This window comes from Bacillus sp. SM2101 (assembly GCF_018588585.1).
In the GTDB taxonomy this organism is placed as follows: domain Bacteria; phylum Bacillota; class Bacilli; order Bacillales; family SM2101; genus Nanhaiella; species Nanhaiella sioensis.
The window spans coordinates 169,027-193,227 of record NZ_JAEUFG010000004.1; the positions used below are offsets into that span (position 1 = coordinate 169,027).

Sequence of the window (24,201 nt, forward strand, 5' to 3'; positions counted from 1 at the left end):
TTGTCCTTTGTCCAATGAAAACTTTCTTAGTTTCTTTGAGCCTCATTTTCTCAACTTCATATATGCTGATGGATCTAGTTCTTCACTCTCAATAACGACGGCTGTTAATCCATCATTTGACACAGTTTCATGCCACTCACCTTTGTTCCAAAACACTGCATCCCCAGCTTCTACATATTGTGTTTCATCATTTTCACCTCTAACAGTGCCACTTCCACTTACGACTAATAGCAGCTGATCAGAAACTGCTTGGTGATAGCCGACGATACCTTCTTTATTTAGATACATGAATCCAATATGAGCTTTTTTATCTATGATACCTATACGCGACATGACAAAGTTTGAATCAAATTGTGTTATTTCTTTTCCCATATTTCTATTAAACTGATATATTTTCATTTATGACTCCCCCTACCATTTAATTTCAAGCGGTTAATTTTTAGTTAACTCAAATACAATAAAAAAAATTATAATTTTACATTTTATAGTAACTGTTATTTTTTAGAGAAGTCTATTAACATATTTTCTGGAATAGGAGAATTCCCTATATCTTTTGACAACATAATGAGCTCATTACATAAAAAACGACTGCGTCTTGATGGATATGTAGGTTCCATATTTTCACCTATACAGACTCTCTCAGGTTGAACATTAAAAGTCCCAATTGGCACTTCATTAACTTTAGCATTATCAAAGTAAATTCGAAAATATTCGTTTTCATTCCAAGTTAACCTAACTGTTCTTTGTTCTTCACAGCATAACATTGGTGTATCAATAATAACTGAATTTACTTCTTGATCTAATGAGAGCCAAACCTTAAATTTCCGTTGATGAACATTGTAAAAGCATAAGAAAAAATTATTTTCAATAGCTGTAGGATATGAATTATCTCGAATCATAAAAAAATATATATAATCTGGATTTGATATGCCCTCCATTGATTTAGTATTAAAAGTCCATTCAATCATACCTTCCTTCTTATTGAAAGGAATATTAAGTGATTTTCGGCTATCAGGAGAAATCCAAGTACCATTGGATCCATAATATTTGTAATAAATCATATTATTTAGATTAAAATCACAATGTGCAGCTTCTTCAACCTTAGGTGGGTTTAGTAAATATACATATCTGTCTACTTTATTAAGTGCTTTTGCTTTATACTTTTTTAGTTTACTTTTAATCATGAATACATTCTCCCCTTTTTTCATCAATAAAAAAATCACCCCCATAGAAAGTTTGCTTAAACGAGGATGACTATATATTCTATTTCAATACTGTTAAAAAAATGTTATAAAAGATTCTGACCATCTACTAACTATGACGCATACCTTTTAAATATTAGTTAAATTATTTTGGTTTCAATAACAATAAATGCGCATTTTTTTGGTAGTTATCAGAATCAGTGCTTGTCACATGATACTCTCCCTCAGCCCAGCTCTTCATTTGATCGTGGTAGTTTTTACTTAAAACGTGCCCGCTTTGACCGGGGCCGACAACACTATAGCTTGTTGCCATATCAGCTAAATCTTGTATTACTCGCCATGATGCACCGTGATTAACTTCTCCTGTTTCTCTATTCCAACTAGCTGCTTTGACAGTAATATTACTACCGCTCACCGGGATCGGTGAAGAGTTAAATAATAAATTTAATGGTTTAATTACTGCAAGAGGGTGACTAAAAATAATTTCGTGAAAATTGCCCCATTTCCACTTATCTACTTTATTCCCTTGTAGCTCAGCCGCTTTGTCAATAGCTCGCTGTAATGAATTCAAAACAACTTTGTCTAATCCCCCTGCATCTTCAATCCACGGCCCTGGATTTCCACTAATTGCCCTTCGAATTAGTTCGTCAACAACTTGTGATTTCCCTCTAAAGAAACCTAACATATCCTCGTCAATCTTATCATCAAACAACACATTTGATATTTCTTCCATCCAAAAATGAAAGACGAGCGGTTGGGCTAAGTCTTTATCATCTATAAAATCCCATTGACGCATTTTACTTAACACTTCTTCGTCAATGGATCTTAGTTGAACATTATTTAATAGTGATAAGAACATTGGTACAAACTCTTCTGCATATAAGTTCTTGTTATCAAGTTGGAGGTTCTTCATGTCCTCCATTGAAAATGTATCTTTACTTAATAACACATCGCGAATCCGTTGTTGTCGATATGGCTGCGCCCATATATTTGACAGATGATAAGGATAACTATCATCAACAACTTGATTATTTGCAGTAGAAATAAACCCTTCATCTGGATTTACGATTGTTGGGAGCTCCTCCCAAGGAACAAATCCTTCCCATTCATATTCACCTGTCCAACCAGGTACAGGTACAAGACTGGTCCCATTCTTTCGAATTGGAATTAACCCATTTGCACGATAAGCAATTGTTCCATCTGTTGATGCAAAAACAAAATTAGAAGCTGGGGCATAAAAATATGTGAGTGCGTCTTTAAAGTCATCCCAGTTCTCAGCCCTCGCAAATTTCAATACTACTTCAAGCTCTGGTGAAGGTTCGAGTGCCGTCCATTTCAGCGCAAGTGCTGTTTCTAACTTCTCATCATGCGCAAATTCTGAAATAATAGGCCCATGTCGGGTTTCTAGAACTTGATAATCTAAGTCTTCCCCATCTTTAACAGCAATTGGCTCTTGTATGACTGTTGCTTTTTCCCATTCACCCATGTATTCAAATTCTAAGTCATTTTCTGGATTCCTTTTTTCAATATATAAATCTTGTACATCAGGACCAACATTCGTAATTCCCCACGCTATATGCTCATTTCTTCCAAGGATGATTCCAGGTGCTCCCGGTACAATCACACCGCTTATTTCAAAATTTGATGTTTTTAGATGTGTTTCAAACCATATAGAAGGAGTTGCAAGCCCGAGATGAGGATCATTCGCAATATATGGATAGCCCGATTCGGTTTTTTCCCCTGCTACAACCCAATTATTACTTCCATTTAACTCATTTGGCATATGAGCAGCTGCCAAGCTTTGTTTCACATCAAGTGGATTTTCACGTAATGCTTGCAAAATAGTTGCCCCGTCTTCAGGGTATGTCGGAAACAGATCTAATGTTTGTTCGTCAGAAAAATTTTGAGCTAAGTAATAGCGGAAAGCTTGCCCCTCCCAATGACCTCCTAAGTCATACGCCATATACTTACCTACAAGAATTGAATCATAAACTGTCCACTTGTCCGGTTTATAACCCATTAACCGAAATTCAACAGCAAGCCCCCCCTCTTCATTAACTGTATCGATGAATGCATTTACCCCATTGGTATAAGCTGTTAATATTTGCTGTGTCTCTTCTGATAAAATATCCCATGTCTCATTTGCAACACGATGTAAGCCTATTGTGCGGAAAAATTTGTCCGTATCCACTGCGCTTTCACCAATGACTTCACTTAGTTGACCTGATGCTTGACGCCGAATTAAATCCATTTGAAACAAACGCTCTTGCGCGGTCACGTACCCTTGAGCAAAAAACAAATCTTTTAAATTATTTGCTTCAATATGAGGAATACCCATTTCATCACGGTATACTGAAACTTCTTGTTGTAATCCACTAATTATGATTTCACCTTTTGTTTTTGGTTTACTTTGTAGAACGTAAATATATCCAGCTGTAAGCAACAGAGCGCAAACAATAACAATCGTAAATATACTATAGAATACTAACCGACGACGTTTCGTATTAAAAAGAAGTCGCTTACTTTTTTCTGATGGTGCCTCCAATAAACTCCCCCCCTTTATACTTTTATTAATATTCATAATATTCTAATAAAAAGAACATAATCCTTTATATTACATATACTCATACCTATGCGCAGTATTAACGAAAAACTAATCTGCATTTGTTTGAAATTTATGTATCTGATTCCTATTTCATACTAAAGTTGTAGCTTGCTTAAGTCTTTTCCCCGACGATATTGCTTATTTTTTTTACTAAAATTTTCTATATGAGCCTATTCAACACCCCACATGTAACGAACATTTCTATTCTTACTAACTTAACGAACAATCAATTTTTAAATAATTCATGGAAATGTATCTATCTTTTAGAAATAAAATTTGGAGGACAATATTATGGGTAAAAAATCTAAAGAAAGCTATAGACAACTCATTCAACAAAACCGTAACTTTAAAAATCTTTTACTAGGACAAACTACGAGTGTGTTAGGCGATTGGTTTAATATGATTGCACAGCTGGGACTTGTATATGGAATTACTCAATCTCCACTTTATGTTTCACTAACATTTCTAAGTAAAGGCCTACCACAATTACTAATTAGTCCATTTGCTGGCGTACTCGTTGATAAGCTTGATAGAAAAAAAATCATGGTGACAGCAGATATATTAAGAGCGCTGCTCACATTAGGTTTATTATTTGCTGAGCAGTTTATTTGGATTGTGTTTATCGTAAATTTCTTCACTGCGGTTACTAGTGTGTTTTTTAATTCTTCACGACAAGGAGTCATCAAGGATGTAGTAGATGAGAAGGATCTTTACTTGGCTAATTCTTTATCTAGCACGGTTAGTGGGATTATTTCTATCATTGGTGCTTCTTTAGGTGGTTTAGTGTCTGGAATGTTCAGTAGTCATATAGCTTTTATCCTCAATAGTGTTTCTTTTCTCATTTCTGCTTATTTTATTCAAGCAACAACGATTCCAAAATATTGTGGTTTGCAGAATAAACTAAGTTTTATAGAAGATTTAAAAGATGGCTATCGATTTATCTATCAAACGCCAATTATATTAGGTGTTATACTTGTCGGTATTTCGTGGGGACTTATTGGCGGTGTGTATCAAATATTATTAACAGTTTATGGGGAGACTGTCTATCATGCGGGCGATATGGGAATAGGTATCTTATATGCTACACAAGGAATAGGGACGATTATTGGCGGATGGATTGTGAGTAGATTTGTTGGCAATCACAAAGAAAAAATGGTTTTATACTTTGGAGTAGCATATTTATTTCAAGGGATATTTTTCACCTTGTTTGCAAGTTCTTCAGTTTTTATCATAGGTATTACCTTTTTACTATTTATGAGAATTGCTGGAGGCATAATCATTCCATTAGATACAACACTCATACAAATGAATACTCCCACTGATAAAATCGGCAAAGTATTTTCTCTTCATTACTCATTATTTGGAGCATTAATACAACTATCCATGTTTTTTGCGGGCATTTTACTAGAATTTATTCCTCCAAATATTATTGGCACGAGTTTTGGAATCATTTGTATCGTTGTAAGCCTCATTTGGCTCCTTATGTTCAAACGCCTCATAAAAAGTGTTAGCAATGCGGAATCGTCCATAGCTATTAAGAACCTAGAGAAGTGATAGAGAAGTTCATATATGAATGGTTACCGTAAGGACTTAGGATCCACTTTAACTTAAACGTCAAAAAATCAGGTGGAGAAAATCCTCCACCTAGATTAGAAAAATGATGCTACAACTGCTTATTAAGATATGTATTAAACCTTAGTGTCTGGATGATTATCTGTAACGGCCGTATCCTATAAAAAACATTGCCCCTCACCTCGATAGGTTGCATATTCTCCAACGATTTCACCTTGTGAAATGCCATACAAACACGAAAATCGCTCACATAGTTCACCACTTTTGGCATGGCGGAAAAATATCGGATCACCTAAGGATAAAGGTTCTGACCCTTCATAGAAAACCGGTGTTTGAACTTCTCCCGCCCCTTCCAAGGCATGCAAGCGAGCACCTGATGGCAAATACGGCTTAGGTGTTTTATCATCTCCAACTGCACCTGAAGCTATATATCCACCACCAAGACATGTATAATACCGATCTTTCGGAGTTCTAACAATCTCTAACGCATAGCCTGCAGCAGGTTTATATTGGAAATCTTGATAAGAATCAAACAAGCTTGGTGAAAAAAATCCGGAACCTACTGTTACTTCTGTAACAACGTGCTCTTTACAAGTTGATGATAGGCTCCCTGTACCGCCTCCGTTAACGAACCTCAATGAAAAACCAAGATCTTCTACCCTTTTAACAACCTCTGCTCTTCTTTCACTAATCGCTTGAATCGAATGACTTTTAAGCTTTCTTACAATAAAGTTTTTTGCTGATTTTCCTGCTACAGCATCACCTACACCAGCAACCTGCGCTTCGTAACCCATTATGCCGTCTAGTTTAACGTATTGGCATTTTTTTATTACTTGTCCAATGTCATCCACATGTTTGGCAGATTGCAAAGGTGAGCGGTATACACCGAATCGAAAGCGTGGAAAATCGACAGACATATCTACGTCTATACAAATGGGGATTACCACGTTATACGTTGCACCAACTTGGTCAATTAGCTTAACATGTTCTACAGAATCAACCATTAACGTGATTAAAGAGCCTTTCTTAACCTGCTTTGCAATTGCTGTTAAATACGATTGATCTACAACAGGGTAAGCAATTAACACATCATTAAAACCATAATTAGCTAAGAAAATTGCCTCATTAGCAGTAAAGCACATAATGCCTTCAAACTGTTCATTACTTTCAATAATTCGTTTCATTATTGGTACACTTCTTATTGATTTACTGCCCAAGCGTATTTTTTTTCCGTTACTGGCCTTTAAAATTTCTGTGATATTATCATCAAGTAAATCCAGATCAATATAAGCAAATGGTTTTTGTATATGCTGTAAAGTGTCTTTATAATATTGATAATTCATGTAAATCGCCTACTTCCTTATCAAATTAAAAAAATCCTACGATATCTCCCACTATTTTAACAGAAATTTCTGAAAACATTCTACCTATTATCATATTCATAATTTTACTCTTTCAGTAAAAAATATAGAGGATCAATGTACTAACAATATAAAGGAGCTGAAAAAATGTGTTCAAAATTGTATTTGATTCGTATTGGGTTCGTTAGCGCATTATGCTTCGCAATTATTACAGGCTGCGGTACACCTAATGCTAATGAAGAGACCGGCGAAAATGCAGCTGGAGAAGAAACAACTGAAGAGCAAAATGAAACAACTGAAGAAGCACCCCAAGCTTCAACGGTTAATATCCCTGCTGAAAATATTATGTCTACCTTATGGCATCAAACGTCTGGCGAACGAAATGCTTTATATTATCAAGGATATAATATTGGCAAAATGATGCTTGACCAAAATTTGACAGAGAATATTGAAAAGAAGAGAGCAATCGTTTTAGACCTTGATGAAACTGTTTTAGATAATGACCCGTACCAAGCGTATGCGGCTGTAAATGAGGTTGAATATCCTGAAGGATGGGATGATTGGATTAACTCGGCTAGCGCAGAGCTTTTACCTGGTGCACTTGAATTTCTACAATATGCTGACGAACAAGGTGTAGATATTTACTACATTTCAAACCGTAAAGAAGAACAAAAGGAAGCTACAATTAAAAATATGGAGTATCACGGAATTCCTCAAAGTACTGAAGACCGTATTTTGTTGAAAACAGATGAATCCAGTAAAAAAGCAAGAAGGGATCAAGTTCTAGCGGACCATGAAATCATTCTTCTCTTCGGAGATAATTTAGCAGATTTTGCTGATGTTTTTGATAAACAGACTGTTCCAGAGCGTAACTCTTCGGTAGATGATTTAAAGGCTGATTTCGGTTCAAAATTCATAGTATTTCCTAATCCAATGTATGGCGATTGGGAAGGAGCTGTATATGATTTCAACTGGGATTTAACGCCTGAAGAGAAAGATGATAAAAGGAAAAAGGCAATGAAACCATTCGAACGAGCAAGCTAATAGTAAATGTAATAAACATACTCAAGGAGGAGCAATATGACTACAACCAATGTTGATTTAACAACTGTAATTAATGACAGACACTCTATCCGGGTTTATGACCCTTCAGTAAAAATTGATAAAAATGAGCTTAACGACATGATTCAGGAAGCAGCAAAAGCTCCTTCCGCATGGAATCTTCAGCATTGGAAATTTTTAGTTATCGATGACCCAGACTTACAAAATACCTTATTGCCGATTGCCTTCAATCAGCAACAAGTCGTTGATGCGTCAGCAGTCATTGCCATTTTAGGTGACCTTGAAGCAAATAAAAATGCTGAACGAGTTTACAGTGAAGCAGTTGCAGCTGGATTTATGACAGAAGAAGCAAAGTCCACATTAATTGGACAAATAAATGGAGCATACCAATCTCCAGAAGCGGCTCTTCATTCTGCCATACTTAATCCTTCCCTCGCGGCTATGCAGCTCATGCTCATAGCAAAAGCGCGAGGTTATGACACTTGCTCTATGGCTGGCTACGATAGCGCACAGTTCATCAAAACATTTAACATTCCTTCACGGTACGTACCAGTCATGTTATTAACGATTGGAAAAAAAGCGAAAGATGCCCATGCAACAAATCGTTTTCCTGTAGAAGATATAACACTTTATAACAATTTTTAACTAAGTGAGGAGCACCTGCAAAAGATGCTCCTTCTAATTATCATGATATAATACTCCTTATTACATAAAGGAGATCTCAATTAATGATTATTCATGATAAGATTTATGGCAATTTTGAAATTGATGGTGTATTAAAAGAGCTCATCCTATCTCCTCCTGTTCAAAGACTTAAGAAGGTTCATCAAGGAGGAGCTTGTTATTTAATGAATGAAAAATGGAACATAACCCGCTACGATCATTCTATTGGTGTAATGTTGCTAATAAGAAAACTTGGTGGCTGTCTAGAAGAACAAATTGCTGGATTATTACACGATGTATCACACACAGCTTTCTCTCATGTTGTCGATTACGTATACGAAAATGAGAATGAAGATTTTCATGAACGAATATTTGACAAGATCATTGAGCAGTCTGATATCCCTACTATCCTCTCAAACCATGGGCATGACTATAAAGAAATACTCTTCCCCATGGAACAATGGTCAATTTTAGAACAGCCTTTACCGGAGCTATGCGCTGATAGAATCGATTATACACTTCGAGATATGCATAGTTATTTTAATATTTCAAAGGATGAAATAAACAAATTTTTGAATTCATTAATTGTAAAAGAAGAGAAAATCTGTATAAAATCACTTCAAAGTGCCGAATGGTTTACTGAAACATACTATAAAGAGGTCATTGATTTTTTCATGAGTCCAGAAAATGTTTATAGCTACCATCTTTTAAGCAAAGCTATAAAAATCTCCTTACAGCATAAATTAATAACATCAGATGATTTGTTAGACGATGATTACACCCTATTGAGTAAACTAACCACCAGTAATAATGCTGAAGTACTCGCAATCCTACAACAAATCAATAGCAATGTGAAGTTAGAGCTCAATAATACCCATTACGATATTCACGGAAAACATAAAGCAAGACTCATTGATCCAGCTGTTGTTATAAACAATTTTATTAAGAAAGCATCGGAACTCTCCACATCGGTAGCACAACTTAATGACCACGCAGCACACAAGTTTCGTGAAGGCGTGTTTATAAAAATCGTATAGCATATTGTAAACAAAAGAAGAATGGGTGTTGACTAGTATCTTTTAATGGTGAATTACATAGTTGTTAAACAAATGGACTTACCATTATGAGTTGATCTTGCCCTTCATGTTAACGAAGAAAACAAATTGCCAAAACTTAAATCATAACCAGAACTTACATAGGTCTAAATGATAGTTATATTTTACATGGTTAAGCACTAGTTCTCCATGGACAACTAGTGCTTTTTGGATTATACACATCATTGGAGGAGCAAAATTAAGTTTACTATTTAATTTACTCGCCAATCCATTTTCTTCATAATTAATAAGAAAGAAAATATTGAATAACCAAACAAAATTACAAGGTTTATAGATACTGACAATTCCCATCCGGAAATAAGTATAGTTCTAAAAGCCTCAGCAATATATGTAGTAGGAAAAATGTAAGAAATCCATTGTAGGACCTCAGGTAACTGCTCTATTGGCATCAAAACAGGGGTCAAAAAGCTCAGGAATATCCATAACCCTTGTACTACCATATTCCCTAGTTGAGGATTTGGAGACCAAAATCCAATAAACACCCCAAAACCAACTATACTGAATATAGAAAGGAAAAATACAGGTATAATTCCCCAACTATACTGAAATTGAACACCATATACAAGTTGGCCAATGATCGCTAAAATGATAATTGATGGCATTGTTGATAAGAGACCACGTAATAAATTTGCTAAAACAAAATTTATTTTTGCAATTGGCAGCGACGCATAAAAAGTAAAATGCCCCAAATGTTTTTGCCAAGAAAGTTCTTGAGCTACCATATTAAAACCTGTAAGTATTATAGAAAAGATCATATTCCCCGATATAATTTGAATCATCATTTCATCTGTCGGATTGACAGTGAAAAATTTCAAAAATAAGAGGGTTGAAAATGGAAAAAGGGAAGCCAAAATGAATACCCAAATCCATTGCTCTCTAATCATAGAGAATTGGATGCGAAATAAAATGACACACTCCACAAGCCATTGTCTTACTCCATATAACATGAGTAATCCTTTACCTTTCACTTGTTCCTCGTTGGATAGTTGATAGCTCATGATACCAGTCCTTCTTCTGTGTGAATTTTTTCTTCAGAATCGTCATCAATATGAAAATAAACATCTTCTAGATTTGGCGGTACAAGTGAATACTCGTAAACGGGAAGACTAGATGCTTGGGCGAGTGAATCAATGACAGCACCTGCTTCTTTTTTAGCGACGAGTAACCTTACCCTATTCTCACCTGTCCTTATAGGCTGACCGTACTGACTCAAAAACTGAATAACCTCTTTACTTCCCCCTATATGGGTTGTTATTTCACATTTTAAGCGTTGGTCCACACGCTGTTTCATCACCGATATATGATCAATATTAAGTAGTTTTCCGTGGTTTACAACTGCTACACGATCTACTACATGCTCGGCTTCCAAAACATTATGAGTGACTAATATGATAGTGGACCCTTGTTGATTTCTCTCCTTAATCAAATCCCAGACTAGTCTTCGTTTCTTAGGGTCTAATTCATTTGTAGGTTCATCAAAGATCAATACTGAAGATTCACCTATTAGAGCAGTGCCAATACCTAAAATTCTTTTTTGCCCTCCTGAAACATCCTTTAATAACTTGTTTTTTAAATCGTACAGATCAAAACGGTTCAGTAAAAATTCTGTTTGAGCCAAAGCCTCCTTTTTTTTCATACCACGAAGTCTTCCAGTAAAATATAAAACTTCCCATAAGCGCAATGAAGTTAATGCATTTGGATCTTGAGAATAATAGGACACGTTTTGTGCTATCATTTTGCTATGGTGTGTGACATCTAATCCTCTATAATTGATTCTCCCAGATGAAGGCTTCAAATGCCCGACCATTTGTTTAATCAGTGTTGACTTTCCAGCTCCATTAGGTCCTAATAAACCTAAAATCTCCCCTTTATACACATTAAAACTTATTTGATCATTAGCCTTAACCTTTCCTTTTTTAAACTGCTTACTCACATTAACTATCTCATACTCTGTTTTCATTTTTTCATCCTTCCCATGAATCTTCCCTACTCTTTGAGAGCAGCTATTCACAATATGTTTTAAGACTTGAGCCATTATATGTCTCTTTAATCATGTTAAGATATTGTGTGAAGTCCATATCAAGGTATAAAAATAAAGTTTTAATCATTAAAAAAATTAAAAACATGGTGCTAACACCATGTTTTCAAACATTAAGATCTATGATTTTGATTGTTGTCTATGATTTAATCTCATTCTAAATGTCTTTTCTCGTAAACTTTGTTGCTTATTTCACTTACATTTCAGATGACCACCCGAACCATAGTAATATCCGTGGTTAGTTCATTTTACGAAAAGCAACAATTAATGAGGGAAAAGGACTTAAGCCTCACCCCTTATGAGATTATTGTAATCTTACTTCTTGACAGTAGAATATGTATATACAACTAAGTAGCAAGTGCTACTAAAATAGATTTATTTAAGTGGTCATAAAGTATGTAAACCAACGAACAACCTACTAAAGCTTACGGGGAAATTCCCTTCCTAGAATTATTATGTACTAGCAATCCGTCTACCTCTTCCCAATGTATGTAAAATATGTTGCAATATCATTTTCTGAAACTAGTTGTTCATATTTATACTTTGAGCTACTCGTTGGATATTTACTCTCATTCTCAAATTCAACCTTATAGCCTAATTCATGCATACTACTCATTAAAAATTCTTTTTGAAATAAATTTCTTCTTTGTGGTGGAATAATATTATTAATTCCAAATCTATGGTAAATAATGCTAGTGCCAATTAGGATTGTTTGATTATTAGTATACTTATCTAGCATGGGAAGTATGTATGAATCGTTAGCCAAACTATAATTCGTTACACCAAAATAATCTACTAGAATATCTGTAACACCCGATTTTAAAGGAAGTTTTAAGTAATCTGCACAAACGAATATTACCTTTTTTCTAATATTTAAACTCTCCAAATGCTCTTTCAAGTACTTATGAACTTTAAAATCATGGTCTACAGCTATATATAAGGTATCTTGAGGTATGTCATTGTAAAATAAGCGTAAAAAAATTCCTGTCCCTGAGCCAACGTCTAGAACAACCTTCCCTTCCCAATCCTGAATACTCACATTTTTGTAAAGGAGTTCATTTCCTTTATTTACAGCATCTAATACTTCAGGGTTCGTTTCATTTAAATAATCAACTATTAACTCGTCGTTCACAATCTCTTCTTCTGTCTTATTTTCATTATTTACTAATAAAATTCCATCTTTTATTTCATACTGCTCCTCACATTCACAAGACAACCATCCATTAATTATTTGATGTTGTATTACCTGACCCTCTGTTAATATTAGATCTCCTTGACAAAGTGGACAGCAAAAGAAAGAAAGGTAACTTAAATGAATTCCCATTTGATTAGAATAATTCTGCTGATTTCTCTCTTCATCTAATATTCTAAGCTGTTCTTCCAATTTATCTTTATTTCTTGTTAAACTTTCTATTTGATTTTCAAAATCTTCTTTTTTCTGCAATAGTTGTTCTTTGTACATCTCTTTCTCAAGCTTTGAACCTTTAAAAAACCTATACGCACGCTGAAGAGATTGAATTTCTTTAAGACTAAAACCAATTTCCTTTAGAATTAACACTCTTTCAAAATCATCATTACATCGTTTATCAAAAATATAATGTCCACCACGTTTTTCGGGAACAATAAGTCCTAGCTTCATATAATGACGCACCGTATCAATACTTACTTGGTGACTCTCTGCAAATTTTCCTATTCTTATTCTATGGTCTCCAGTCAATGAGTAATCCCCCCTCTTATGAAAGGGGTAACTTGTCCCCCTCTATCATTTTATTACGGATCAAACTCCACTTTTCAATTACATCCAATACTACTTTAGGTTTCTAACTTATTTGTAGCTGTACTAAATATAATTTTTCATCAGACGGACTTTGTCGAAAGACCGATAAACATGCAAATTAGACCCAATAATTTAACAATCTGACCGATAAAACTATGAAATTGACCCAATAACTTAACAACCTGACCCATAAAACTATGAAATTGACCCAATAACTTACACAATCTGACCGATAAAACTATAAAATTGACCCAATAACTTAACAATCTGACCCATAAAACTATGAAATTGACCCAATAACTTAACAATCTGACCCATAAAACTGTGAAATTGACCCAATAACTTACACAATCTGACCCATAAAACTATGAAATTGACCCAATAATTTAACAATCTGACCGATAAAACTATGAAATTGACCCAATAACTTAACAATCTGACCGATAAAACTATGAAATTGACCCAATAACTTAACAATCTGACCCATAAAACTGAAAAATTGACCCATAAGAGCTACCATTAAGTCGGAAAAATGTTCAAAATAAAGATTTATATAGAAGATTGCGATGCATCATTTGTTTGATCTTCTGAAACAGACTCTTCAGTTTCTTCTTCCTTCACTTCCGGGTCCTCTTTTACACTCTCCTCTACTTCTTGTTCTTCATCAATTACCGGCTCGTTATATCGCAAAACGACCATAACCTTTCGTTTGAGCTGACTTTCTAAGACACTTTCAATCGTCTTCTTAAATTGATCATCTAATATGGCCCCCCCGTCAATAGTGAGTTCAACTAAATACGCTCCTGTCCCACGTTGATACTGAAACATAAAATCCTCAAGTTCTGTACCTTCGAATAATAGTAGCTTTTCTGATACTACTTGTTCGATAACTTCTTCAGGTGTACCTGTTTCAATGACTTCAACGATTTTTTCTTCAGGTTTTGGAAATAACGACTGAAAAGCATTAGTGGAAGTCTCATTACTTACTTTTTGAACGAGTGTCACATCTGCTTGCAATTTTACAGGTGAAGCTAACTTATATTCCAAACTATTCTCAAGCTTGCGAATATCCTCTGGATAGATCACTCTTTCAGTATTTAATTCTGTATTAATCGTATATTCATTTTCCTCTTTGTTAAATTCAACGGACACAATTTTTGATTCAGGTGAGAGAACAGTTAATCCTTCTTCAAGTGCGTTCCTAATTGTTTTCTCTGTCCTGTCGGCCTCTATAGAATTCGCCATAAATATGATCAATGGAATACAAATTAAGAGGAGCAATGTAAATGGATAAATGATGTTATTCGTCACTAGTCTACTAAACAATGTCTTGCGTTCTTCGTTAACGGATATGTTTAAATAATTTGATAGCGTGGGATTGGTAAATCCAGCAATTTTAAAAATAATAATACCTATCACGATAATTGCTACCATATTTGCAAGAAATAAAAGTAATGCACCTGCAGCGTATTGAAATTCTTGCTTGGCAATCGTAATTCCAACTACACATAATGGCGGCATTAACGCGGTAGCTATCGCCACCCCAGGTAGTGTAGCACCTGACCGATAACATATCGCATACGTCCCTGCGGCCCCGGAAGCTAAAGCAATAATTAAATCAATTAATGTAGGCTCTGTTCTAGAAAGAATTTCTGGTGTTAAATCTGATACCGGTAGTAGCAAGGTTAATAGTGCTGACAAGATGATCGCAATTGATGCCCCTATAAACTCTGCTTTTATCGTCACCCTCAATAATTTGTTATTTCCGTTAATCAATGCAAGTGCACTACCTAGAATAGGATTCATCAGCGGTGCTATTAACATGGCGCCTATAATTACCGCGGTACTATTTGATAATAAACCGTATGTTGCTACTGAACATGACAATACAACCATGACGTAATAATATGTATCTGGTCTAGCTTCTTTCCTTATACTTTTAATAATCCGATTTCTATCATTTACTGATAGTATACGTTTAAGCTTTTTTACCTCATTTACGTGCCCAAATTCATCGGCATCGTTAATTCTTTCTTCCATATAATTTTTTCCTCACTAGTTTTAAATGAATTATACATCTGATCTTAATAGATTAGAAGATTATTGTAAAAATAACCTAGTCAACACATGCTTTTATTGTGTGAAAAACAAAACAATCGTATCCATATTAGGAAAATGCTACAATAATATTTATGGGAGTTTCACTAGTACTAGCGAGGAGGGAACATACATGGAACAAGCACCAATTATTGAAGTAAAAAAACTTGTGAAAAGGTATGGGGATTTCACCGCTGTCAACGGCGTGGAGTTCAATGTTTATAAAGGTGAAGTATTTGGCTTATTAGGGCCGAATGGTGCAGGCAAAACAACAACGATGGAGATGTTAGTCGGCCTACGTAAACCAGATGATGGCACAGCAACAATTGCAACTTTTGATATAAAAAAAGAAATGAAAAAGGTTAAAAATGTGATCGGTGTTCAACTACAATCTACTTCATTATTTGAGTTACTTAAAGTTGAAGAGATTTTAGAGCTATATGCAAGTTTTTATCCTACTAACGTCTCAATTCCAGCATTAATTGACGAAATGATATTGACTGAAAAGAAAAATGATCGGGTTAAAGCTCTGTCTGGTGGACAAAAGCAACGTCTAGCAATCGCGCTAGCATTAATTCATGATCCGCAAATTTTATTTCTTGATGAGCCGACAACAGGATTAGATCCACAAGCAAGAAGAACCTTATGGGACATTATTCTTAAATTAAAAGAAAGAGGTAAATCCATTATGCTGTCTACACATTATATGGATGAAGCTCATATCTTATGTGATCGCATTGCTATCATGGATCGAGGTCATTTAATCGCATTAGATACACCTCCGAACTTAGTAAAGAACCTTCAATCAGATAGTGCCGTTGAATTTCGACTACAAGGTGGAAATGGCACAGATTTCTCACACATCGATGGCGTCAAACAAGTTGGTCAACGAGAAGATGTTTATGTTCTATATACAGATCATTTGCAAAACACGTTAACGAGCCTCATCGAAACAGCTTCAAATGAACATCTTGAATTAATTGACTTACAAACGAGAACCGCAACGTTAGAAGATGTGTTTATACATATGACAGGAAGGAGTTTGAGAGAGGAATGAAAGCGTATTGGCAATTAACTTTAGCTCAGCTTCGCATATTTGCACGTAATCGGCAAGTATTATTTTGGACATTATTTTTCCCCGTATTTCTCATGCTCATGCTCGGCTCATTCCTCGGATCAGGCAACAGCATCTCTCTCTCATTAGCTATTATAGATGAAGAGAAATCGGAGTCGAGTCGTGAATTTATTGCAGTTTTTGAAAACAATGAAACGATTCAATTAGAACAAGACATCACCGAAGAAGACGCTTTAGATCTATTAAAGAAAGGAGATTTTCAGCTAGTAGTCATTATTCCTGAAGGTTTTTCTGAAGGTTTTTCTGAAAGTATGACCGAAGTAAATGAAGATGGACCTGTATTTCAGATCCCAGTATATTATAATGAAACGAATTTTGCAGTTTCTCAAATTGGCTTAACACTTGTTGATAGTGTAGTTGATGGAATTAGTAAGCAAATGGTTGATTATCATCCTGTCGTAGTAACAGAAGCACAAGGTGTTGAAGCCTTGGATCTACAATATATTGATTTTCTTGTACCAGGAATCGTAGCAATGATGATTATGAGTAACAACATGAACGGTGTTGCAGGACAAATTTCAGCGTGGAGAGAGCGAGGCATTTTACGTAGAATGCAAGGCACAACACTAAAGGCTTCAACTTTTATTGCTGCACAAATAACAGCAAGATTATTACTTAATGGCTTACAAGCAATGATTGTTTTGCTTATTGGAAATATCGTTTTTGATGTTCAAGTAAGTGGCTCATGGCTTAACCTTACCTTATTTGTGATATTAGGAACGTTAGCATTTATGGCTATTGGCTTTATTATTGCCGGAATTGCCAAAACACCAGAAAGTGCAGCTCCAATTGCAGGCTTTCTGTCATTCCCTATGCTATTTTTAGGAGGTGTATTTTTCCCAATTAACAATATGCCTGATTTTTTACAGCCTGTTGTTAAATTGCTTCCTATTTCACATCTGAGCACAGCTTTACGTGAAATTATGAATGTAGGTGCGTCACTGACAACTATGTGGCTAGAAGCGATCATCTTGATCGGTTGGCTTATAGGTGCATTTATCGTGGCGAGCTTCACGTTTAAGTGGGAATAATGACAACTATAAGTTATATTGTATTTCCTGTAGAGTTAATTTTTTATGTCTTACTATATTTTTAAAAATAGTGCATTTATATTAATATAATCTTAAAAAGCCGATGTAATCATTTTAAAGTTACATCGGCTTTAATTATTGTTATTTTTTTAACTGTTATTAATTATTTATATTATTCCCACGAAATGTAAAGTGATATTTTATAAGTCGTTGGCCCTTTCTGGATCGATTATATCAGCTTGTTTAGCATCAAATGATAATACTAAGTTATCAATAGAATCACCTTTTTGGTGATTTTGATTATTATTATCTTCATATGTAATAATAATTTCAACTTCAACCGGCTGGACATCATCAGGTGTTAAAGCAGCATTGATAATATTTTTTTCATCAGCTGATTTTGCAGCAAATAAAGAAACACCATCTAGTCCATCAATAAGTTCATCACCTACACGTATTTCTATTTTGAGGTCCTCATCTAATTGATTTAAAGAATCGTCGGTATCAATTGAGTTTGCGTCTTTAAGTTCATAGTTCATATCAAACAATACTTCTTGGATATCGAGTGTACCTATATTCGATAATTCAATTGTTCTTGTCATCTGTTCACCTGGTAATAGATTTGATACTTTAAACAATGCCGTATGTGATGGATCTGCTAGTAAATCTAAATTACCTGCTGTAATCTTATTGCCTGCAAATTCTTCTGTTTCAGTAATAAATGCAAATGTCCCACCTAGTAAAGATATTCCCATTATCAAAGATCCTATTGCCAACCCTAATTTCGTTTTCTTCTTCATCTTATATTCCTCCTTATGTTTTATATAAACCTTTATAAAAAACTTGGTGTAACTACAAATACTCCTAGAGTTCTTTTCCCCTGCTTTTAGATGTATCTGTAAATATTTCCTTAAATAAACTAAGTGCGTAAAGGATAAATAATATAGCTGGGACGAGTAGAAGAGTAGCACTACCCACCTTTGATTTCGAGTAATTAGCAATATACCCCATGTATGGGATAGTAAACCCGTCGTATTCTGCAACTACTTGTTTTGACCATACTTCATTTGTATCTGGCGTCGCGTTATTATCTCCTTTGGTCGTATAAAAAACATCGCCATTCTCATTTCTCACATCTATAACACGATGTGTTATGAGTACATTTTCGTCTCTCATATAGGTGATGACGTCCCCTTTATTAAAACGAGTCATATCTCCACCAGGCTTTACCGCAATGATCGATCCAGCTTTTATTGAAGGTTCCATCGAACCAGACAACACTGTTTTAACTTGATATCCAAATATTGTAGGCTCATTTGCAGAAAACCGCGAAATGACTATTAATAAAACCATTACAAGAAAAATTGATCCTAAAAGAATATTTAACAGCATACTCACTCTTTTTTGAAGTTTCATCTCTAGCCCCTTTATTTGTAAATATATAACTCTACTACAACAGTTGGAGCGAACTATAAGTATAGTTCACTCTATATCATTGAGATTGAGTAGATGTCAGCAATCACTACTATATCAATGAGTATATTCATACTCATCCGAATCAGATGCTGCTGTACCAGAGGAGTAAGTATAAAAGAATAATACAATATCACCATTTGTTAGATCATTGATTGTATACACCCATGATTCATCATTATTAGCTGTGGCAATGTTTTGTTGTTGTGCACCATTTATTGTATAGTGTAAATCTACAAAACTAGTTCCAGCTATGTTTGGTGTGAATATAAAAGTTGCACTGTCACCATTGTTTATCATTTCAATTGTAAAGTCTTCATGCTCAATCGTTTCGTCAACAATGTCTGCAGTATCTGTTAAAACATCAACTGTGCTTCCAGTTGATTGATTACCTGACTCATCTTTTGCAATAACTGTAAATGAATATGTTGTATTTTCTGTCAATCCAATAACCTCATAGTTTGTCAATGTTGTACTGTCTATATAAACTCCATTTTGATAAATATCATAATTTACTACCCCAACATTATCAATAGATTCATCCCAAGTAATCATTATAGTCGTAGCACTTTTTTCTGATACAATAAGGTTATTAGGTGGTGCAGGTGCTTCTGTGTCATTTCGTATGATTCCTCCACCTAATCCTACGATATAGCTATATTGATCTGATTCATATGCTGGCTGACCTAAAGTATATGTGTACGAGAAATCAATCGTATCACCTTCACTCAGATCTATGATTGTATATTCCCATTGTTCTTCATTTTCGTTCATGCGAACATTTTGCTGTACCCCACCATTGACAGCATAGTGTAGATCTACGAAGTCTGACACACCATCAGTCGGAGTGAACATGATTGTAACTTCGTTGCCATGATCAATAACTTCGATGGTATATTCGTCTTCAACGATTATATAGTCATTATTACCTATTGGTTCTTCATCGGTTGTCACTTCTATACGATCACTTGCGTTAGATTCATTTCCTGCCGCATCTTTGGCAATTACTTTAAATGAATATGTGCTGTTATTTGTTAATCCTGTAACATGATATACAGTCGATACCGTACTAGCTATGATTTCTCCATCTTGATAAATATCATACTCTACTACTTTGATATTATCTGTTGCAGCATCCCATGCTATAGTCACTGTTGAATCACTTTTTTGTATGTATGTAAGGTTTGTTGGTGCCGTAGGTGGTTCTGCATCAGGCGTACTTCCTCCACTAGATCCAACGGTATAGCTATATTCAGGTGAGTCATTTGCTTGTCCGGCTAATGTATACGTAAATGAAAAATCGATCGTATCCCCTGCACTCAACCCTCCGATTGTATATTCCCATGTTCCTCCATCGGCATTCATACGTACATTTTGCTGTGTACCATCTTCAACATCATAATGTAAATCTACGAAGCTAGATTGACTACCTTTAGGAGTAAACCTTAATGTAACTTCGTTGTTTTGATCAAGTATTTCAATTATGTACTGTGCGGCATTCGTTGTCACAATTAACAGGTTGCTTGCAATTGATTCATTACCAGCAGCGTCCTTAGCAACTACTTCAAATGTATATGTCGTGTTTTCTGCTAATCCAGAGACATGGAAAGTAGTTGTTGTTGTAGAGGAAATAAGCACTCCATTTTGATAAATATCATAGCTTTCAACTGCTATATTGTCAGTTGCTGCTGACCAAAGTAAATCTACTGTTGTTTCACTTTTATGAGTAAATTTCAGATTTGTTGGTGCTGATGGTGAGTCACTGTCTACAGAAGTAGTTGTAATGAAACCAGCGAATGTTTCCTTATCAGTAAAAAATGAGGACGTTGGTGAGGTAAAAGTGTGTAATGATACTAATCCTACATAGGAAATAACTACTAAATAGATTAAAAGTCTACTAAAAATAAATGCTATTGTTCCCAATACGAGCCTCACCTCGTTCAATTTGTGAGTGAACTTTTTACTACGCATTCAACTCAGTAAACCATTATACTGTACTATACTAAGTAATTGTACCTAAAAAAAATTACCATTTTAACCTAATTCATACTATCACTTTTTTATTCATCGTTCAAGAGCAATGTTTGATTGAAAAACCACTTCTCATAAACGAAAAAAAGACACATATTTCCCCCTAAGTATTTTTCATTCAGTTTTGTCGTATACTTGTTGTTAGTTACAGTAAATTACGAAAGCAAAACGTGATGATATGCGCTTTGTCTTTGTTATGTAGTAGATAAAAAGATGAAACGATAGTTGTATACTTGTTTATTTTGTTAGCAAAACAATCCAAATCAACAATAACCTTTCATTAAAAACAAAAAGATTGTATTTCATATTTAAATTACTTACCATTCGTAATTTGTAATATAGAAATACAACCGTTCTAAAAAAATTCTTTCTTTATCCAAGTAACTTTTCTTCGTTAAGAATTGATCGTACGATATGTGATGCAGAATTTTCGAAAAGAGAAAAATAGTTTAGTGGGGTTCTTTTCGGAAAAAGCTGTTTTTGAATTCTTTTTGGAGATACCCCTTTTGTGTGAAGTGTAAGTACTTTATGTTGAATGTCTTCCAAGTAGGCTAACTTTATAGCAATTTTATTTCTTCCATCCTCAATCATCCCTGCATGGGAGCAAAACATTGTTGTGAAATCGTACGTTAATATTTTTTTCATAGATTCGATTAATACAGGAACAGATTCAAACGCAAACATGGATTTTGGTCGTGACATTAAGTAAAGATCGCCACTGAATAACCAACCAGTATCCTTGTTAAATAAGACAACATGATCGTGAGCATGGCCTGGGGTATGAATGACTTCAAATTTATATTTCTCTGTTTCGATAATTGGAGGGATTGCTTGAGGGGTAAAAGGCTTCCTATTTCCCCAAAATAACCTTCTATACAATGGTATTGGTTTTACGTGAGTGCAGTCAGCTACACCTGATTCGTGCACATACATCGGCACATCATAATGATCTTGTATCCATTTCGATAACCCTGTATGGTCTTCATGATGATGAGTATGAACAACCTGTGTAAAAGGTATCGTTTTTAAATGTGATTTTAAGACATCCTCCATGCTGCTGGGACCAGTATCAATTAACAAACCATCAACAAAGTATAGATAGCTTTTTAGCTTAACGTTCATAAAAGAAACAGTGGACTGGACTATTTTTACTCCTTGATATTCAAAATGAGTTAGCACCTTTTTCATTCCTTTCAAGTCCATCTTTTTATAACAGTATAATTTATTTGATAAAATACTTACAAGTAATTTTTAGATAATTATGAATTTTAGTTATGAAATGGAATTTTATAATAAACATAAGAATGACAAACTATTATGCTAGTCAAATTTCTTAGTGAATGATTGAGAATACACGACGTAATTTATTGCAATTCCTAACTGCGAAAAATTGCTCTTCTTTCATATTTCTGAAGGTCTATATTCTTTAAATGATGCTGCTTCTTATGTTGATGATTAATCACTTAAATAACCCAACTAGGCGGTAGATTAATTTTGGCTTAAACCTGTTCATTCTTAGCTGACGCTCAGCTAATTCTTCGACAATCAAATCTTCAATCTCATCAAATGACTTGTTCCTACTGTCAATACCGAGTTGATTAGCATATTCACGTAATAGTGATGCTGTAATGGGTGTTAATTGTTCAAAACCGTTTTGATCTTTTTCCATGCTTTCTCTCCTATGTTAAGACCTTACCTTCACTATATAGAAACCGTACGCATATTGTTTGTGACATAAAAAATCAACAGGCGTGCCCATCCTCAAATCATTGCGAATGAACCTTTAGGATATAAAAAACACCTAAATCATTTTTGATTTAGATGTTTTTGTTCGATTAATACATTTACGGTCTTTCCTCTATAAGTTCCTCTTTAGTTTTACCTGTTTCTTCCATATACTCTTTTTGCAATACATCTTGCACAATTTCATGAATTTCTTGACTCGTTTTTCCTTCAATGTCCATATCTCGTTCGATTGCTTTTTTCATTGAATAGTTTAAGCTTATAATCGAATTAGTGCTTAGACCAGTTGTATCAACACCTAATTCAGCTGCTTCAGATAATATTCCACTCCACCTATTCACTTCCCAATCTATGAATTGTTGTACAATTCCATACGAAGTATTCGGCAAAAGGAAATTTTCACCTTCTTCAATAGGTATCTCTTCATATGAATTTTTTAGTATGGAAGAAATTAGTTCACTAATTTCTTCATCTGTTTTATCAGTTAAGTCTATTCCAGCATTTTGATAAGCTTCAGGATCTAATTGATAAGCCTTCTTTAATTTTTTTATAGCATCCAGAAAATGTTTTTCAATATAATCTAGTCTTTTGTTATCGACTTCAGCCTTTAGCTCATCTTCAGTCAAATTTTTTACATCTATTCCAATCTTAGTTGCTTCTAATTTTAAACTCTTCCGCTCATAGACCTCTTGTAATTCTTCTGCAATTTCATCGTAGGTTTTTCCTATCGGATTAATTCCAGCAAGGTATGCATCATCAATCTGGGTCAGTGGTAACCCCACGCCAGCAATACCTTGATAATCCTTTAAAATTTCCTCATACTGTGATTGAGATAACTCACCTCCATCTCCGTTGTACATTTTTCCATCTTCAAATTGTACTAGGACGTCCCCAACGATGTTAAACAACACTTTACTTTCTGGATCGTAATACAGAGCTTCTTGTTTTATTACTTCAAGCGGGACAGTAAAAGTCTCATTAGCTTTTACACTAGCCGAAGCTTGTGGTACTCCTTCTGCGTTAAAAGCCGTGTATCCTCCACCAATTAGTAGAGCTGAAAGTGATGCTGCTGCGATAAATTTCTTTGTGTTCTGCATTTGTATACCTTCCTTCTTTGTTTTTAAGAGCCTTTTTACGTCAAGACCTATAGCATCCATAGATACAATGAAACTCCAAGAATATTTATTAGTACTATTTTTTTCCTAACAATAAGTTGATAATGAAGTTTCATTAAGTACAACTTGCCGTTAGGTTGGTAGCCTTACACGCTTTCCTTGCCCTTTCACCAATATAGTA

Annotated in this window: 20 protein-coding genes; 6 read left to right on the plus strand and 14 right to left on the minus strand. The window is 34.7% G+C overall.

What is annotated here, in order from left to right; translation table 11 throughout:
- Positions 1-42: 42 nt before the first annotated feature.
- The 3 genes from JM172_RS05560 to JM172_RS05570 all read right to left on the minus strand — a co-directional run bounded on the left by JM172_RS05560 (position 43) and on the right by JM172_RS05570 (position 3,747).
- Positions 43-399: a cupin domain-containing protein gene (locus tag JM172_RS05560; protein ID WP_214481106.1), complete on the minus strand. Its 357-nt coding sequence runs from the start codon at positions 397-399 to the stop codon at positions 43-45.
- Between the two features lie 95 nt (positions 400-494).
- Positions 495-1,184 carry a hypothetical protein gene (locus tag JM172_RS05565; RefSeq protein ID WP_214481107.1) on the minus strand — a complete coding sequence of 230 codons (690 nt, stop codon included), beginning with the start codon at positions 1,182-1,184 and terminating at the stop codon, positions 495-497.
- Positions 1,185-1,347: 163 nt separating this feature from the next.
- Positions 1,348-3,747, minus strand: a complete 2,400-nt coding sequence (locus tag JM172_RS05570) for a penicillin acylase family protein (RefSeq protein WP_250886523.1) — start codon at positions 3,745-3,747, stop codon at positions 1,348-1,350.
- A gap of 351 nt (positions 3,748-4,098) precedes the next feature.
- On the opposite strand from JM172_RS05570, the gene JM172_RS05575 reads away from it, so the two are divergent.
- Positions 4,099-5,361 (plus strand): MFS transporter, encoded by a 1,263-nt coding sequence (locus tag JM172_RS05575; RefSeq protein WP_214481109.1) that lies wholly within the window; start codon positions 4,099-4,101, stop codon positions 5,359-5,361.
- A gap of 176 nt (positions 5,362-5,537) precedes the next feature.
- Here JM172_RS05575 and JM172_RS05580 read toward each other — a convergent pair whose 3' ends face one another.
- A complete protein-coding gene (locus JM172_RS05580) occupies positions 5,538-6,722 on the minus strand; it encodes an amino acid deaminase/aldolase (RefSeq protein ID WP_214481110.1) in 1,185 nt (394 codons plus the stop codon).
- 165 nt (positions 6,723-6,887) lie between these two features.
- On the opposite strand from JM172_RS05580, the gene JM172_RS05585 reads away from it, so the two are divergent.
- The 3 genes from JM172_RS05585 to JM172_RS05595 all read left to right on the plus strand — a co-directional run bounded on the left by JM172_RS05585 (position 6,888) and on the right by JM172_RS05595 (position 9,502).
- On the plus strand, positions 6,888-7,784 hold the full coding sequence (locus JM172_RS05585; protein ID WP_214481111.1) for a 5'-nucleotidase, lipoprotein e(P4) family: 897 nt from the start codon (positions 6,888-6,890) through the stop codon (positions 7,782-7,784).
- A 36-nt stretch (positions 7,785-7,820) separates the two neighbouring features.
- A complete protein-coding gene (locus JM172_RS05590; RefSeq protein WP_214481112.1) occupies positions 7,821-8,447 on the plus strand; it encodes a nitroreductase family protein in 627 nt (208 codons plus the stop codon).
- 83 nt (positions 8,448-8,530) lie between these two features.
- Positions 8,531-9,502 (plus strand): HD domain-containing protein, encoded by a 972-nt coding sequence (locus JM172_RS05595; protein ID WP_214481113.1) that lies wholly within the window; start codon positions 8,531-8,533, stop codon positions 9,500-9,502.
- 269 nt (positions 9,503-9,771) lie between these two features.
- Here the strand turns inward: JM172_RS05595 and JM172_RS05600 are convergent, their stop codons facing one another.
- The 4 genes from JM172_RS05600 to JM172_RS05615 form a co-directional block, all read right to left on the minus strand.
- Entirely contained in the window at positions 9,772-10,578 is an 807-nt protein-coding gene (locus JM172_RS05600; protein WP_214481114.1) for an ABC transporter permease, read from the minus strand.
- Complete coding sequence (locus tag JM172_RS05605; RefSeq protein WP_214481185.1) at positions 10,575-11,540, minus strand: ABC transporter ATP-binding protein; 966 nt, start codon at positions 11,538-11,540, stop codon at positions 10,575-10,577. The genes JM172_RS05600 and JM172_RS05605 overlap by 4 nt, the downstream gene beginning before the upstream one ends.
- A 550-nt stretch (positions 11,541-12,090) precedes the next feature.
- Positions 12,091-13,335, minus strand: a complete 1,245-nt coding sequence (locus tag JM172_RS05610; RefSeq protein ID WP_214481115.1) for a MerR family transcriptional regulator — start codon at positions 13,333-13,335, stop codon at positions 12,091-12,093.
- 609 nt (positions 13,336-13,944) lie between these two features.
- Complete coding sequence (locus tag JM172_RS05615) at positions 13,945-15,435, minus strand: TIGR00341 family protein (RefSeq protein ID WP_214481116.1); 1,491 nt, start codon at positions 15,433-15,435, stop codon at positions 13,945-13,947.
- Positions 15,436-15,625: 190 nt separating this feature from the next.
- Between JM172_RS05615 and JM172_RS05620 the strand changes: the two genes are divergently transcribed.
- Positions 15,626-16,549, plus strand: coding sequence for an ABC transporter ATP-binding protein (locus tag JM172_RS05620; RefSeq protein WP_214481117.1), 924 nt, complete (start codon positions 15,626-15,628; stop codon positions 16,547-16,549).
- Positions 16,546-17,658 (plus strand): ABC transporter permease, encoded by a 1,113-nt coding sequence (locus tag JM172_RS05625; RefSeq protein ID WP_214481118.1) that lies wholly within the window; start codon positions 16,546-16,548, stop codon positions 17,656-17,658. Before JM172_RS05620 ends, JM172_RS05625 begins: the two co-directional genes overlap by 4 nt.
- Before the next feature lie 200 nt (positions 17,659-17,858).
- On the opposite strand, the gene JM172_RS05630 is transcribed toward JM172_RS05625, so the two are convergent.
- The 6 genes from JM172_RS05630 to JM172_RS05655 form a co-directional block, all read right to left on the minus strand.
- A complete protein-coding gene (locus tag JM172_RS05630; protein WP_214481119.1) occupies positions 17,859-18,458 on the minus strand; it encodes a TasA family protein in 600 nt (199 codons plus the stop codon).
- Positions 18,459-18,522: 64 nt separating this feature from the next.
- A complete protein-coding gene (gene sipW, locus JM172_RS05635; protein ID WP_214481120.1) occupies positions 18,523-19,074 on the minus strand; it encodes a signal peptidase I SipW in 552 nt (183 codons plus the stop codon).
- 114 nt (positions 19,075-19,188) lie between these two features.
- The gene (locus JM172_RS05640; protein WP_214481121.1) at positions 19,189-21,054 is read right to left on the minus strand and encodes a fibronectin type III domain-containing protein; all 1,866 of its coding nucleotides are present in this window, start codon (positions 21,052-21,054) and stop codon (positions 19,189-19,191) included.
- Between the two features lie 480 nt (positions 21,055-21,534).
- Positions 21,535-22,365 (minus strand): MBL fold metallo-hydrolase, encoded by an 831-nt coding sequence (locus JM172_RS05645; RefSeq protein WP_214481122.1) that lies wholly within the window; start codon positions 22,363-22,365, stop codon positions 21,535-21,537.
- A 256-nt stretch (positions 22,366-22,621) separates the two neighbouring features.
- Entirely contained in the window at positions 22,622-22,831 is a 210-nt protein-coding gene (locus JM172_RS05650; RefSeq protein ID WP_214481123.1) for a hypothetical protein, read from the minus strand.
- Positions 22,832-23,006: 175 nt separating this feature from the next.
- Positions 23,007-24,002 carry a hypothetical protein gene (locus tag JM172_RS05655; protein ID WP_214481124.1) on the minus strand — a complete coding sequence of 332 codons (996 nt, stop codon included), beginning with the start codon at positions 24,000-24,002 and terminating at the stop codon, positions 23,007-23,009.
- Positions 24,003-24,201 lie beyond the last annotated feature (199 nt).